10 protein-coding genes and 1 pseudogene are annotated in these 14,203 nt (G+C 67.0%); 3 read left to right on the top strand and 8 right to left on the bottom strand.

All coding sequences use genetic code 11. The features are described 5' to 3' along the window. Positions 1–172 precede the first annotated feature (172 nt). The 3 genes from B133_RS0110050 to B133_RS0110040 are packed head-to-tail and all read left to right on the top strand — an operon-like array spanning position 173 to position 4,751. Positions 173–1,798 carry a DAK2 domain-containing protein gene (locus tag B133_RS0110050; protein ID WP_018600813.1) on the top strand — a complete coding sequence of 542 codons (1,626 nt, stop codon included), beginning with the start codon at positions 173–175 and terminating at the stop codon, positions 1,796–1,798. Next, positions 1,798–4,053 (top strand): ATP-dependent DNA helicase RecG, encoded by a 2,256-nt coding sequence (recG, locus tag B133_RS0110045; protein ID WP_018600812.1) that lies wholly within the window; start codon positions 1,798–1,800, stop codon positions 4,051–4,053. The genes B133_RS0110050 and recG overlap by 1 nt, the downstream gene beginning before the upstream one ends. Further along, complete coding sequence (locus B133_RS0110040; protein ID WP_018600811.1) at positions 4,050–4,751, top strand: HNH endonuclease family protein; 702 nt, start codon at positions 4,050–4,052, stop codon at positions 4,749–4,751. Before recG ends, B133_RS0110040 begins: the two co-directional genes overlap by 4 nt. Positions 4,752–4,816: 65 nt before the next feature. Here the strand turns inward: B133_RS0110040 and B133_RS0110035 are convergent. The 8 genes and pseudogenes from B133_RS0110035 to dxr all read right to left on the bottom strand — a co-directional run. Beyond that, positions 4,817–5,884 (bottom strand): annotated as a pseudogene (locus B133_RS0110035) (IS110 family transposase); the annotation flags it as partial. 334 nt (positions 5,885–6,218) lie between these two features. Beyond that, positions 6,219–7,076 (bottom strand): type I methionyl aminopeptidase, encoded by an 858-nt coding sequence (map, locus tag B133_RS0110030; protein ID WP_026256228.1) that lies wholly within the window; start codon positions 7,074–7,076, stop codon positions 6,219–6,221. A 93-nt stretch (positions 7,077–7,169) separates the two neighbouring features. Further along, a complete protein-coding gene (locus tag B133_RS0110025) occupies positions 7,170–7,757 on the bottom strand; it encodes a DUF1707 domain-containing protein (protein ID WP_018600808.1) in 588 nt (195 codons plus the stop codon). Between the two features lie 46 nt (positions 7,758–7,803). Then, the gene (locus tag B133_RS0110020; protein WP_018600807.1) at positions 7,804–9,570 is read right to left on the bottom strand and encodes a penicillin-binding transpeptidase domain-containing protein; all 1,767 of its coding nucleotides are present in this window, start codon (positions 9,568–9,570) and stop codon (positions 7,804–7,806) included. A 145-nt stretch (positions 9,571–9,715) separates the two neighbouring features. Continuing rightward, complete coding sequence (locus B133_RS0110015; protein ID WP_026256226.1) at positions 9,716–10,570, bottom strand: GNAT family N-acetyltransferase; 855 nt, start codon at positions 10,568–10,570, stop codon at positions 9,716–9,718. A 56-nt stretch (positions 10,571–10,626) separates the two neighbouring features. Continuing rightward, positions 10,627–11,760 (bottom strand): flavodoxin-dependent (E)-4-hydroxy-3-methylbut-2-enyl-diphosphate synthase, encoded by a 1,134-nt coding sequence (ispG, locus tag B133_RS0110010; RefSeq protein WP_018600805.1) that lies wholly within the window; start codon positions 11,758–11,760, stop codon positions 10,627–10,629. 31 nt (positions 11,761–11,791) lie between these two features. Beyond that, positions 11,792–13,018: an RIP metalloprotease gene (locus B133_RS0110005; protein ID WP_018600804.1), complete on the bottom strand. Its 1,227-nt coding sequence runs from the start codon at positions 13,016–13,018 to the stop codon at positions 11,792–11,794. After that, a complete protein-coding gene (gene dxr / locus B133_RS0110000) occupies positions 13,015–14,187 on the bottom strand; it encodes a 1-deoxy-D-xylulose-5-phosphate reductoisomerase (protein ID WP_018600803.1) in 1,173 nt (390 codons plus the stop codon). Before dxr ends, B133_RS0110005 begins: the two co-directional genes overlap by 4 nt. Between the last annotated feature and the right edge of the window lie 16 nt (positions 14,188–14,203).

Raw genomic sequence — 14,203 nt, 5'->3', positions numbered from 1 at the left:
CCGGCCGGCCAGGGTATCGCCAAAATCGTCGATCAACAGCATGTCAGGTTGTGCACAGGGCCCGGTGCTCTGATCAGCATTGTCGCTGGCACTGGCTAGGCTGACGCGCACAGCGGCCACGCCGCGCGGTGCCTGTTCTCGGCTGGAACGGCTCGGGATTGGAGGGGGTTCGATGGCTGCTCGCCGGCTCGATGCCTCCGCTCTGCGGGCGTGGGCGCACACTGCCGTCGAAGACCTGATTGCGCACACAGACGAGATCAACCGGCTCAATGTGTTCCCGGTGCCCGACGCCGATACCGGCACAAACATGCTGTTCACGATGCGTTCGGCGTGGGTGCAAGTGGATGCGGAACCGGCCGGCGACGTTGCGCAGGTGGCAGCCGCGCTGGCTGCGGGCGCGCTGCAGGGAGCACGCGGAAACTCCGGGGTGATCCTCTCGCAGATCTTGTCGGCGGTTGCCGAGGTGATTGCGTCCGCCGCGGTACAGCGCGCCGGGGATCTGGCCGATATCGACGGTGTGCTGTTTGGCGCGGCCCTGCGACACGCCGTCGCACTCGTGGTCGCATCCATGGACGAGCCGGTCTCGGGCACCATCGTCTCGGTTCTGCAGGCGGCCGCGGGCGCCGCCGAGCACTGCGCCGCCGACGGAGCCGATATCGCCGCGGTCAGCGTGGCCGCAGCAGAAGCCGCCGCCGCGGCGCTGGACCGGACGCCACATCAGCTCGACGTGCTTGCCGAGGCCGGCGTGGTCGATTCCGGTGGCCGCGGTCTGCTGGTCCTGCTGGACGCGATGACGTCCACGATCGCGGGATGCGCGCCGCACCGGCCGGCGTATCAACCATCGGCTCAACCGACTCGCACCGTCACCGCCACCGCGGCCCCGCCACAGTTCGAGGTGATGTATCTGCTCAGCGGATGCGGCTCCGGCGCCGTCGAAGAGCTGCGCGCCGGGCTGGAGCAATTGGGCGAGTCGGTGACCATCGCCACTTTCGGAGGTACCGAGTACTCGGTCCACGTCCACGTCGACGATGCCGGAGCGGCCGTCGAGGCGGGGTTGGCGGTCGGGACGCTCAGCCGTATCCAGATCACGGCACTGCTGGGCGGTGTCGGGGCGATCCCCGCCGCTGGCTGGTCGCGGGAGCGGGCGGTGCTGGCGGTGGTCGACGGTGACGGTGGTGCCGAGCTGTTCGCCGGTGAGGGGGCGGCGATATTGCGGTCCCGGGACGCTGAGCCGATCAGCGCCAAGCAGCTGCTGCGGGCTCTCGTCGACACCGGGGCCGCACAGGTGATGGTGCTGCCCAACGGGTACGTCGCTGCCGAGGAGCTTGTTGCGGGCTGTACAGCAGCCATTGGCTGGGGTATCGACGTGGTGCCGGTGCCGACCGCCTCCATGGTGCAGGGGCTAGTTGCGCTGGCTGTCCACGACGGTGCTCGTCAGGCCGTCGACGACGGTTACGCCATGGCCCGCGCGGCCGCGGGGATGCGGCACGGCGCCGTGCGGGTAGCCACTGAGGAGGCCCTGACCTGGGCCGGTACCTGCAAGCCCGGAGACGGACTCGGCATTGCCGGCGACGAAGTGCTGATCGTCGGCCCAGACATCACGGCCGCGGCCGCCGGGCTCATCGATCTGCTACTGATGGCCGGCGGTGAGCTCATCACAGTGTTGACCGGCGACGGAGTCACCTGCGACGTGGGCCGAGCACTGCAGGAGCACGTGCACAGCAAGCATCTCGGGGCCGAGTTGGTGACCTACCACACCGGACACCGCGGCGATGCCCTGCTGATCGGAGTCGAGTAGTGGCCGGCCTCTCCGACCGGCTCGACCTGGTGATCGGAGCCAAGTCGGCCAAGCCGCTCGAGGAGCACTTCGGTATCCGTACCGTCAACGATCTGCTCCGGCACTATCCCCGCAAGTACAGCGACGGTATGACGGTCCGCGGTGAAGGTGAGGCCCTCGATCTGGAAGAGGGTGAACACGTCACCTTCATCGAGGTCGTCACCGAGACCAAAGAAGGGACCATGAAGCCGGTCTTCGACAAGAAGACCGGGCGGCAGAAGACCCGCAAGTGGCTGCGTGTCACGCTCGGCAAGCACCGGCCGGCCGTCACCGCAACGTTTTTCAATGCGGGGTGGATGATGGACAAGCTTCCGGTCGACACCAGGCTGATGCTCTCCGGTGAGGTCAAGTACTTCCGCAACACCCTGCAGCTGGACCATCCGGCGTTCCTGGTGCTCGACTCACCGTCGGGTAAGCAGTTCGGTACCAAGTCGTTGAAAACCATCGCGACGGCTTCCGGGGCCAGCGGCGATGACATGCTGGCCGCCTTCGAGCGAGAGTTCTTCCCGATCTATCCGGCGTGCGCCAAGGTGCAGAGCTGGGATATCTACTCCTGCGTGCGCCAGGTGCTCGACGTCCTCGACCCGGTACCCGACCCCCTGCCGGAATCTTTTGTCCGACAACGGAATCTGATGTCCGAAGACGAGGCGCTGCGGGCCATTCACCTGGCCGAGAACGCGACGCAGCGCGACCGGGCCGCCGAACGGCTGACCTATGACGAGGCGATCGGGCTGCAATGGGGCCTGGTGGCCCGGCGCCACGGCGAATTGAGCGAGTCGGGTATGCAGGCGCCGTGGACCGATGATGGACTCGCCGCCGAGTTGTTGCGGACGCTGCCGTTCGAGCTGACGGTGGGCCAGCGTGAGGTGCTCGACGTGGTGTCGGCCGAACTGGCCTCGACCCGCCCGATGAACCGGATGCTGCAGGGTGAGGTCGGCTCCGGCAAGACCATCGTGTCGCTGTTGGCGATGCTGCAGATGGTCGATGCCGGCTATCAGTGCGCACTGCTGGCTCCCACGGAAGTGCTTGCCGCCCAACATGCCCGGTCCGTGCGCGAGGCACTGGGGCCGCTGGCGATGGCTGGCGAGCTCGGCGGCGCCGAGCACGGTACCCGGGTGGCGTTGCTGACCGGATCGATGTCGGCGGCGCAGAAGCGACAGGTGCGCGAGGAGGTCGTCTCCGGCGCGGCCGGCATCGTGATCGGCACCCATGCCTTGCTGCAGGACGCGGTGGAATTCGCGAACCTCGGCATGGTGGTGGTCGACGAACAGCACCGGTTCGGCGTGGAACAGCGGGACACGTTGCGCGCCAAGGCCCGTGAGGGTTATACCCCGCACCTGCTGGTGATGACGGCCACCCCGATCCCGCGCACCGTCGCGCTCACCGTGTACGGCGATCTGGAAACGTCGACACTGCGTGAACTGCCCCGCGGTCGTCAACCCATCACCAGCAACACCATTTTCGTGTCACAGAAGCCGGCATGGCTGGATCGCGCGTGGGCGCGGATCCGCGAGGAGGTCGCCGCCGGTCGCCAGGCCTATGTGGTGGCGTCACGCATCGACGAATCCGACAAGGACACCAAGGAGTCAAAAGACGGCAGGCAGGCTGGTCCGCCCCCGGTCACCGTTATCGATCTGTTCGACGGGCTGCAGCGCGGTCCACTGTCGGGGCTGCGCCTGGGTCTCATGCACGGTCGGCTGCCCGGCGACGAGAAAGATGCGGTGATGTCGGCTTTCCGGGCCGGCGAACTCGACGTCCTGGTGTGCACCACTGTGATCGAGGTCGGTGTCGACGTGCCCAACGCCACGGTGATGGTGGTGATGGACGCCGACCGGTTCGGCATCAGTCAGCTGCATCAGCTCCGCGGCCGGATAGGCCGCGGCCAGCACCCGAGCCTGTGCCTACTGGCCACCCGGCTGCCGGAATCCTCCAAAGCGGGGGAGCGGATCAAGGCCGTCGCGGCCACACTCGACGGTTTCGCCCTCGCCGATCTCGACCTCGACGAACGTCGTGAAGGAGATGTCTTAGGGCTCAACCAGTCCGGGCGGACCATCAATCTGCGCTTCCTGTCGCTGCGCGAGCATCTGGAGGTGATCACCGATGCCCGGGAATACTGCGAATCGTTCTATGAGCAAGACCCGAACAACGCCGGGATGGGCCTGCTGGCGGCCCAGTTCGTGGAGACTGACCGGGTCGAGTACCTGGACAAATCATGAACCGGCTGGCGTGGCTGGCGGTCGCGGTGGCATTGACGGTCATCGTCGCCGTTCAGGTGACGCAGTCTGCGCAGAGATCCAGCCGGTTCGTCGCAGAAGCCGGCACGCCGACCCTCGCGGCAGGAATCGATGTGCTGGGCGGAATCCCTGAGATTCCGGTTCGGCTGCGCGGCAACGACTATCGCCGCGCGGCGTTCGGCGAGGCCTGGGACGACGACAACGGTGCGCCCGGTGGGCACAACGGCTGCGACACCCGCAACGACATCCTCAACCGCGATCTCGCCGACAAGACGTACGTCGCGATCAAGCGGTGCCCCACCGCTGTCGCGACCGGTACCCTCCACGATCCCTACACCAACTCCGTCGTGGCTTTCGTCCGTGGCAACCAGGTCGGTGCCTCGGTCCAGATCGACCACATCGTGCCGTTGGCACTGGCCTGGGATCTGGGCGCCCGCGACTGGACCGACGACATGCGGTTGCGGTTCGCCAACGACCCGGCCAACCTGCTGGCTGTGCAGGGACGGGCCAACCAGGACAAGAGCGACCAGGAACCGGCCCATTGGATGCCGCCCAACCACGCGTTCTGGTGCCAGTACGCCGTGGCATTCGTCGCGGTACTGCGTGGTTACGGATTACCCGTCGATGCGCCTTCGGCTGCGGTGCTGCGCGAGGCGGCCGGGACCTGTCCGACGGGATAGCGGCGCGAGACCTACAGATCGAGAATCCAGTTCTGGAAAGATGGCGAGCAATAGCTCCTATGTCAAGCCGCTGCTGATTGTGGCGGCTGACTGGGGGTTTGGTGGTCGGGGTGGCCGGCGTCGCGGCGGAGGGCTTGGTAGACGCGGCGGGCGATGCGGCGTTTGACGCAGCGCCGGGCGGCGGCTTTGGTTTTCCCGGCATCGACCAGCTTGTGGTAGTAGATCTGCCCGGCGCTGCCGGTCATGCGGATCTGGGTGACGGCGATGCGGTGGAGGGCAGTGTTGAGTTGACGGTTACCGGCGCGGCTGAGCCGCATCTGCCCGGCGCTGGCCCCCGACCACGCCGGGATGGGCGCGACTCCGGCGTGACAGGCGAACGCCGCCTCACTGGTGAACCGGGTGACGCCGGCGGCTTCGCCGACGATCTTGGCCGCAGTCAGCTCCGCGCAGCCGGGGATCTCCAGCAGCGCCGGGGCGGACCGGTGCGCGCTGGCCGCCAAACGCTTGGCTAAGGCGTTGATCTCGCTGGTGAGTCGGATGATGTCGGTCAGCTCTGCGCGGGCAATTTCGGCGACCAGACCCGGCAGCTCCGTCAGCCAGGCCATGAGCGTCTGCTGCTGCTTGACGGCACTGAGTGAGCCCACCGCGGCGGCCCGCTCGGGATCGAGGTCATGGGCATGCCAGAGCAACCGGTTGATCGCCGAGGTACGTTGTGCTACAAGGACATCACGGCGATCGGTCAACAGTTTGAACTCCCGCGACGTCTCGTCATGAGACGCCACCGGCAGGNCGGGNTCCCGCAGCACCGCCCGGGCCACCGCGAGCGCATCGATCGGATCGGACTTGCCCCTCACCCGCGCGGACTTGCGGGTCTGGGCCATCAGCTTGGTGGGCACCCGGACCACTTTTTGCCCGGCGCCCAGCAGGTCACGTTCCAGGCGCGCGGACATGTTGCGGCAGTCCTCGATGCCCCAGATCAGCTCGGTGCCGAACTGCTCGCGCGCCCACGTGATGGCCGTGTGGTGCCCGGCGGTGGTGGCCTTGACGGTCTTCTCGCCGAGCTTGCGTCCAACCTCGTTGACCGCGACAAAGGTGTGGCTGCGCTTGTGTACATCGGCTCCAACAACAACCATGGTGGTTGCCTCCTTCAGTCATGAAGAGGGGGTGTATTGAGGTTGGGCCGGGCGGCGGACACTTCTCAGTCGGGGCGATGCCACGCTCCTATCAAGTCACGCCGTCCGGTCCTTCTCATCTGGTGCCGGCACTACTGCTCAACGCCAACCCCCCAAAAAAGGGGCGGCAGACGCGAAATGAGCCAGACACCAGATGATCCGGAACCAACCACCGCACGCGGGGTCTGTCACCTCGACACACCGCAACACAGCACCCTCACAATGACACTGAGACGTGAAAGTCCCCGACACGCCGAGGAAAAGGGGACCTCAGTGTCTGCTCGCGGGAGAAGCGTCACGGCAAGGTGAGAATGTCGGCACCGTCCTCGGTGACTACCAGAGTGTGCTCGAACTGCGCGGTCCACTTACCGTCCTTGGTAGCCACGGTCCAGGTGTCGTCCCAGATCTCGTAGTCCAGGCCACCGAGGTTGATCATGGGTTCGATGGTGAAGGTCATGCCCGGTTCGAGCACAGACTGCACGGCCGGCTGGTCGTAGTGCAGCACCACCAGACCGTTGTGGAACGTGGTGCCGATGCCGTGCCCCGTGAAATCGCGAACCACGTTGTAGCCGAACCGGTTTGCGTATGACTCGATCACGCGCCCGACGATCGACAGCGCGCGGCCCGGTTTGACGGCCTTGATGGCCCGCATGGTGGCCTCATGAGTGCGCTCGACAAGCAGCCGATGTTCTTCGGAGACGTCGCCGGCCAGGAACGTCGCGTTGGTGTCCCCATGCACCCCGTCGATATAGGCGGTGACGTCGATGTTGACGATGTCACCGTCCTCGATCACGGTCGAATCCGGGATGCCGTGGCAGATGATCTCGTTCAGCGACGTGCAGCAGGACTTGGGAAATGCCTTGTAGCCCAACGTCGACGGGTAAGCACCGTGGTCGATCATGTACTCGTGGGCGATCCGGTCGAGTTCGTCGGTGGTCACGCCGGGAGCGACGGCCTTGCCCGCCTCGGCCAGGGCCTGGGCCGCGATACGACCGGCGACCCGCATCTTCTCGATCACCTCGGGCGTCTGCACCCAGGGTTCGCTCCCCTCCTGGACTGTCGGCTTCCATGCGTACTCAGGACGCGGAATCGACTTGGGCACCGGCAGGGTCGGTGAGAGCACGCCGGGGCGCAAGGCAGAACGTACAGACATACCGGTCAGGGTACCGAGCGGCCGTACTCGCCGGGCGACCAGTGGACCCGTCCGGCAGGAGGGCGTCCTGAGGTCGGCGGTGCTCGGCCCGCGCTAGCTGTGCGTGCCGCGACCGAACCAGCTCTTGCGTGGGCCACGGATGTCGACCGAGCCGCACATCACGCGGCCGGTGAGGATGACGTGCGGGGTTCCGTCGGCGGGTGCGTCGCGCCGATGATCGGCGGCACTGCCGACGATCACCTCTACGTCGTCGATCGACGCACTCGCCCCCTCGGGCAACCGCATCTCCAGTGAGCCGAACTTCAAGTCGAGCTCGACGACCACCATCGGTCCGGCGAACCGAGCCCGGGTGAGATCCAGTTCGACCGAACCCATGCGCCGCACCAGCGCCAGACGCGTCGGCACGGTCCACTCGCCGTGCCGTTTGAGCGAACCCATGACGCCGCGCAGCTCGACCCGGTCGGCCGCCGACGTCACGACCGCTCCCGGCCCGGGCAGATCCCCCACCAGCGCGTCGAGGTCAGCCTGCAGCCGCGCCCGCGACACCAGAGCCGAACGCTCCTCGAATTCGTCGATCGCGATCAAACCGAGCGCGACGGCGTTGTGCAGCCGCCGCAACGTGCCATTGCGGTCCGCGTCCGAGACACGCAGCTCCACCGATTGCTCATTGATCCCGGTCATGACCTGTCCAGGCTACCGGGATTGGCGCTACCGCAGGTACCGCAGATCACGCCAGGTAGTCCGGCGGCAATCCCTGGAACATCGTCTTGCACATCCGCACCGCATACTCCGAGCTACCACCGCCCACGATCAGCGCCGCGAACGCCAGATCCCCGCGGTAGCCGGCGAACCATGCGTGTGAGCCGCCGTCGTACTCGGCTTCACCGGTCTTGCCGCGCACATCGCCGAATCCGTTGATGTCCTTGGCCGTGCCGTTGGTCACCACCAACTGCATCATCGGCCGCAAGCCGTCGACCATCTTCTGCGTGATCGGCGTGCCGGCGCCGTCGATGGTTGTCTGGTGCCCCTCGATCAGCTGCGGCACCGGCGTCTTGCCCGCGGCCACGGTCGCGGCGGCCAGCGCCATTCCGAAGGGGCTGACCAGCACCTTGCCCTGACCGAACCCATCCTCCGTGCGTTCGGCGAGGCTGACAGTCGGCGGCACCGAGCCGGAGACCGTGGTGATGCCGTCGACGTGGTAGTCGGGGCCGATGCCGTATTGCGCGGCCGCCTCGTTCAGTGCCCGTGGCGGCATCTTGCTCGCCAGCTCGGCGAACGTGGTGTTGCAGGAATTGGCGAAGGCCCGCGACATCGGCACCACGCCGAGGTCGAACGCGTCGTAGTTGGTGACGATTCGGTGGCCGATCTCCAGCGTGCCGGGGCACCCCAGCAGCGTGTTCGGGTTGGCCATATCGCGTTCGATCGCACCGCCCGCGGTGATGATCTTGAAGGTCGAACCTGGCGGAAACAGGCCTGTGGTCGCGATCGGTCCGTCGACGTCGGCGGCGCCGTTCTGCGCGACGGCCAGGATCTCCCCGGTGGACGGTTTGATCGCGACGATCATCGCCTTGCGCCCGGTGGTGTTCACGGCGTTCTGGGCGGCGTTCTGCACGGCCCGGTCGAGGCTGATGGTGACCGACGGCGCCGGGTTGCCGGGCACCTCGTTGAGGACGTCGACGTCGACGCCGTTCTGGTTGACGGTGACGACCCGCCAGCCGGCCTGCCCGTCAAGGTCGTCGACCACTGCCTTCTTGATCTCGTTGACGACCGCGGGCGCGAACGTCTCATCAGTGGGCAACATCTCGTCCTGCGGCGTGACCACGACTCCGGGCAGCGCGTCGATGGCCGGGCCCACATGGTCATGATCGGACTGCCGGAGCGTGATCAAGCTCAGCGGCTGGGCCGACGAGCTGGCCTGCTCGGCCAGCTGCTGGGCATCCATCGTCGGATCGAACGGGCGCAGCGCGTCGGCAACCGCCTTGGACGTCGACATCAGCGCCACACCGGCCGCCCGTGCATCCAGCCCATAGTGGTACAGGTAGCCCGGAACCAGTACGTCGGTGCCGCCTCGTTCGTTGACCGACGCGCGGCGGGGCTGGTCGGCACGCAGCGCGAAGGTCTGGTGTTCACCCAGCCGCGGGTGCAAACCCGTCGCGCTCCAACGGACTTCCCAACGTCCTTCGTCGCGCACCATGTTGAGCTGACCGTCGTAGGTCCAGGTGCGGTTCTTCGGCAGATGCCAGGTGTACCGGTAGGTGACGCTGCCGGTGTCTTGCGCGTACTTCGATCCCAGGATCTGCGCGTCGAGCCGGGTGGCCTGCAGTCCAGCCCAAGCCTCGGTCAGTGCGGTCTTGGCCTCGGCCGGCTTGTCCGACAACGCCGATGCAGCTCCGGCATCGCCGGTGGCCAGGGCCGCAAAGAACTTTTCGGCGGCCGGCTCCGGGCCGTCCGGCCGCGGCGTACACCCGCTGAGCGCGACGGCCGCCACGACCATCGCCGCGGTCAACAAGCTTGCCGTCCGTGTTACTGATGATGTTCGCGTTGCCATTGAGGCTGATGTTATGAACGTGCGGACGGGAATGGTTGGAGGCGCACCGTGATCAGAACGAGACGCGCGTGAAGTGTGGTTGTGACGGCTTTCAGTCCATCAGCACGGTCGCGAAGACGCCGACCTGATCGAAGCCGATCCGTGCATAGGTGGCCCGCGCGACCGTGTTGTAGTCGTTGACGTAGAGGCTCGCGATACGACCCGAGGCGACCACCGCAGCCGCCAACGCAGCCGTCCCCGCGGTGCCCAGGCCGTGCCCGCGCCAGTCCGGGCGCACCCAGACACCCTGGATCTGCCCGACGGCTGGTGACTGGGAACCGATTTCGGCCTTGAACACCACCTCGCCGCGTTCGAACCGGGCCCACGCGCGCCCCGCGGCGATCAGTCCGGCGATGCGGCGGCGGTACCCGCGGCCGCCGTCACCCATCCGTGGGTCGATACCAACCTCGCCGATGAACATGTCGACCGCCGCCACGAGATAGGCGTCGAGCTCTTCCATCCGTACGGGCCGCACCGCCGGGTCGATCTGGCACTGCGGCATGGCTGTCAGAGCCATCAACGGCTGCTGCTCACGCACGTCGCGGGCCGTGCCCCAGACCGTTTCCAGCCGCTGCCACATCGGCAGCACCAGCTGGGCGTGGCCGACCAGCGATGAGCAGCGCCGCGGCACGCTCATCGCCTTGTCGGAGAACGCCTTCAGATCCTCGAGGCTGCCCCGCAACGGGATCAGGTTGGGACCGGCGTAACACAGTGCTTCGCTGACGCGACGACGCGTCCACAGCTCGCCGCCAATCGCACCGGGTTCGATCCCGTGCTCGGCGACGCGCGAGGCCACCATGCACGACCCGACCGGATCCTCGTCAAGCACCTGCAGCACCGCAGCAGCGTCACGCACCACCGATACCCGTCGTTCATCGACAAGACGGAAAAGTGGCGGAGCCGACATCGGCGATTCTCTCTGCTCAACCCGGGGCGGTGGTGACCTTACTCACAAGATCACACTCAGCTTACGGTCACCACCGGGGAACCGCTCGCGTCACCTGAACCCTGTTGTTCAGCCAGTCGCATCGCCTCTTCGATCAGCGTCTCGACGATCTGGGCCTCCGGGACGGTCTTGATGACCTCACCCTTGACGAAGATCTGACCCTTGCCGTTGCCGGACGCCACGCCCAGGTCGGCCTCGCGCGCCTCACCAGGACCGTTGACCACACAACCCATCACGGCCACCCGCAGCGGGACCTCGAGCCCGTCCAGGCCCGCGCTCACCGCATTGGCCAGCGTGTACACGTCGACCTGCGCCCGCCCACACGACGGGCACGACACGATCTCCAGGCCCCGCGGCCGCAGGTTCAGCGACTCGAGGATCTGATTGCCGACCTTGACCTCCTCGGCCGGCGGCGCCGACAACGACACCCGGATGGTGTCGCCGATACCCTCGCTGAGCAACGCCCCGAAGGCCACCGCGCTCTTGATGGTGCCTTGGAACGCCGGGCCCGCCTCGGTGACCCCGAGGTGCAGCGGGTAATCGCACTGGGCGGCCAACTGGCGGTAGGCCTCCACCATGATCACCGGGTCGTTGTGTTTGACCGAGATCTTGATGTCGCCGTAGCCGTGCTCCTCGAACAGCGACGCCTCCCACAGCGCGGACTCGACCAGCGCCTCCGGGGTGGCCTTGCCGTACTTTTTCAGTAATCGCGGGTCGAGCGAGCCGGCGTTGACGCCGATCCGGATCGGGATCCCCGCGTCCCCCGCCGCCTTGGCGACCTCCTTGACCCGGCCATCGAACTCCTTGATGTTGCCCGGGTTGACGCGCACTGCCGCGCATCCCGCGTCGATCGCGGCGAAAATGTACTTGGGCTGAAAGTGGATATCCGCGATCACCGGGATCTGACTGTGCCGCGCGATCTCGGCGAGCGCGTCGGCATCCTCCTGCCGAGGACAGGCCACCCGCACGATGTCGCAACCCGACGCGGTCAGCTCGGCGATCTGCTGCAGTGTCGAGTTGACGTCATGGGTCTTGGTGGTGCACATGGACTGCACGGCGATCGGGTGGTCACTCCCGATGCCGACGTTGCCCACCATCAGCTGGCGGGTCTTGCGTCGGGGTGCCAGCGTGGGCGGTGGTGGTGCCGGCATACCCAGACCGATCGATGTCACAGGGCTTCTCCTACTGGAAGATGCTGAGCGGGTTGACCAGGTCCGCGGTCACGGTCAACAGCATGTAGCCGACCACGACCGCGAGCACCACGTACGTGGCGGGCATCAGTTTGAGGTAGTTGACCGGACCGGCCGCCACTTTGCCGCGCGCCGCACGGATCATGTTACGAAGCTTCTCGTACGTGGCGACCGCGATATGACCGCCGTCGAACGGCAGCAGCGGCACCAGATTCACCGCGCCGAGCACGAAGTTCAGCTGCGCCAGGAAGAACCAGAACGCCACCCAGAGGCCGGCCTCGACGGTCTCACCGCCGATGATGCTCGCGCCGACGACGCTGATCGGGGTTTCCGGGTCGCGCTGCCCGCCGCCGATGGAGTGCACCAGCGCGCCGACCTTGGTCGGGATCTTCACCAGCGACTTGCCCAGCTCGACGGTCAGGTCGCCGGTGAACGTGAATGTCGCGGGCACCGCCGTCAGCGCGTTGTACTGCGTGGGGCCGAATTGGGCCGCGCTCACCCCGATCGCCCCGACCTGAGCCGGGGTCGCCTCGCTGGAGCCGTCCTTGGCGATAAACCGTTGGGTCTGGGCGACGTCGACCGTGGTGGTGATCGGCTTACCGTCGCGCTCCACGGTGATCTGCGTCGGGCCGGTGGCCTTGCGCACCGCGGCGGCCATCTCGGCGAAAGTCTTCACGTCCTTGTCGCCGACCTTGACCACGGTGTCGCCGGGCTTGATGCCTGCTTGCGCGGCCGGGCTCGGGCCGATGCAGGGACCCTGTTGCCCCTTGCTGACTTCGCTTGTCAGACAGCCGGTGTCGCCGACCACCGCGCCGGTGGGAGCGTGCAGGTTGGGCAGGCCCCAGATCACCGCGATGGCGTAGATCAGCACGAGCCCGATGATGAAGTTCATGGCGGGCCCGGCGAACAGCACGGCGACGCGCTTCCACACCTTCTGCCGGTACATCGCGTACGGCCGATCCTCTGGTGCGATCTCTTCCATTGAGGTCATGCCGGCGATGTCGCAAAAGCCGCCGAGTGGGATGGCCTTGACGCCGTACTCCGTCTCGCCCAGCGAATTGGGTCGCTTGGTCGACCACAGGGTCGGGCCGAAGCCGACGAAATAGCGCCGGACCTTCATCCCCGTGGCCCGCGCGACCCACATGTGCCCGCATTCGTGCAGGGCCACCGAGACCAGAATGGCCAGCGCGAACGCCGCTATACCGAGTGCAAACATCATTTGGTGACGAGACCTCTTCTGACGGATTCCCGCTCGACAGCCCGCTGCGCCTGACCCCTGGCCCAGCGTTGCGCGTCGAGTACGTCTTCCACGGTAGCGGGTTCGGCGGCCCACTGGTCGGCAGCGTGCAACACGTCACCGACTGTGTGCACGATCGCCGGGAACCGGATGCGGCCTTCCAGGAATGCCGCAGCTGCCTCTTCGTTCGCGGCGTTGTAGACCGCGGTCAAGCAGCCACCTCGCTGCCCGGCATACCGCGCCAGCTCCACTGCGGGGAATACCTCGTTGTCCAGCGGCAGGAATTCCCAGGTCGAAGCCGTGGTGAAATCGCAGGCAGCCGCAGCCGCAGGAACCCGGGCCGGCCATCCGAGGGCCAGCGCGATCGGCAGTTTCATGTCCGGCGGGCTGGCTTGGGCCAGGGTGGATCCGTCGGTGAAGGTGGCCATCGAGTGCACGATCGACTGCGGATGCACCACCACCTCGATGCGGTCGTAGTCGATGCCGAACAGCAGGTGGGTCTCGATGAGCTCAAGGCCCTTGTTCACCAGGGTCGCTGAGTTCAGCGTGTTCATCGGTCCCATCGACCAGGTGGGATGCTTGCCGGCCTGTTCGGGGGTGACAACCTCGAGGTCCGCGGCTGAGGCGCCCAGGAAGGGCCCGCCGGAGGCTGTGAGGACGATTTTGGCGACCTCGTCGGCGGTTCCCCCGCGCAGACACTGCGCCATCGCCGAGTGCTCGGAGTCGACCGGGACGATCTGCCCCGGAGCGGCGGCCTGCAATACCAGCGGCCCGCCTGCCACCAGTGATTCCTTGTTCGCCAGCGCCAGCCGCGCGCCAGTGGTCAGCGCGGCCAGGGTGGGTTCCAGGCCGAGCGCTCCGACCAGGGCATTGAGCACGACGTCGGCTTCGGTGTTCTCGACCAGCCGGGTGACGGCGTCCGGCCCGGTGTAGGTGACGTCACCGACCCGCGCCGCGGCGGCCGGATCGGCGACGGCGATGCTGCTGACGCCGGTTTCGGCGCGCTGCGTCGCGAGCAGCTCCGGGTTACCGCCGCCCGCGGCCAACCCCACCACTTCGAAGCGGTCTGGATTGGCGGCGATGACCTCCAGCGCCTGGGTGCCGATGGACCCGGTACTGCCGAGAACCAGCACCCGCAGCTTTTCCGTCACCGCTACATTGTGCCGC

The organism is Mycobacterium sp. 155 (genome assembly GCF_000373905.1).
In the GTDB taxonomy this organism is placed as follows: domain Bacteria; phylum Actinomycetota; class Actinomycetes; order Mycobacteriales; family Mycobacteriaceae; genus Mycobacterium.
The sequence above is the reverse complement of the archived record's forward strand: the minus strand, read 5'-3'. Positions and strand labels throughout refer to the sequence as shown.

Bases quoted from the DNA above. Each gene is read 5' to 3' on its own strand.
- B133_RS0110015 (WP_026256226.1), bottom strand. From the start codon at position 10,570: ATGTCGGCTCCGCCACTTTTCCGTCTTGTCGATGAACGACGGGTATCG.
- B133_RS0110025 (WP_018600808.1), bottom strand. From the start codon at position 7,757: ATGACCGGGATCAATGAGCAATCGGTGGAGCTGCGTGTCTCGGACGCG.
- B133_RS0110050 (WP_018600813.1), top strand. From the start codon at position 173: ATGGCTGCTCGCCGGCTCGATGCCTCCGCTCTGCGGGCGTGGGCGCAC.
- map (WP_026256228.1), bottom strand. From the start codon at position 7,076: ATGTCTGTACGTTCTGCCTTGCGCCCCGGCGTGCTCTCACCGACCCTG.
- B133_RS0110040 (WP_018600811.1), top strand. From the start codon at position 4,050: ATGAACCGGCTGGCGTGGCTGGCGGTCGCGGTGGCATTGACGGTCATC.
- B133_RS0110005 (WP_018600804.1), bottom strand. From the start codon at position 13,018: ATGATGTTTGCACTCGGTATAGCGGCGTTCGCGCTGGCCATTCTGGTC.
- B133_RS0110020 (WP_018600807.1), bottom strand. From the start codon at position 9,570: ATGGTCGTGGCGGCCGTCGCGCTCAGCGGGTGTACGCCGCGGCCGGAC.
- ispG (WP_018600805.1), bottom strand. From the start codon at position 11,760: ATGCCGGCACCACCACCGCCCACGCTGGCACCCCGACGCAAGACCCGC.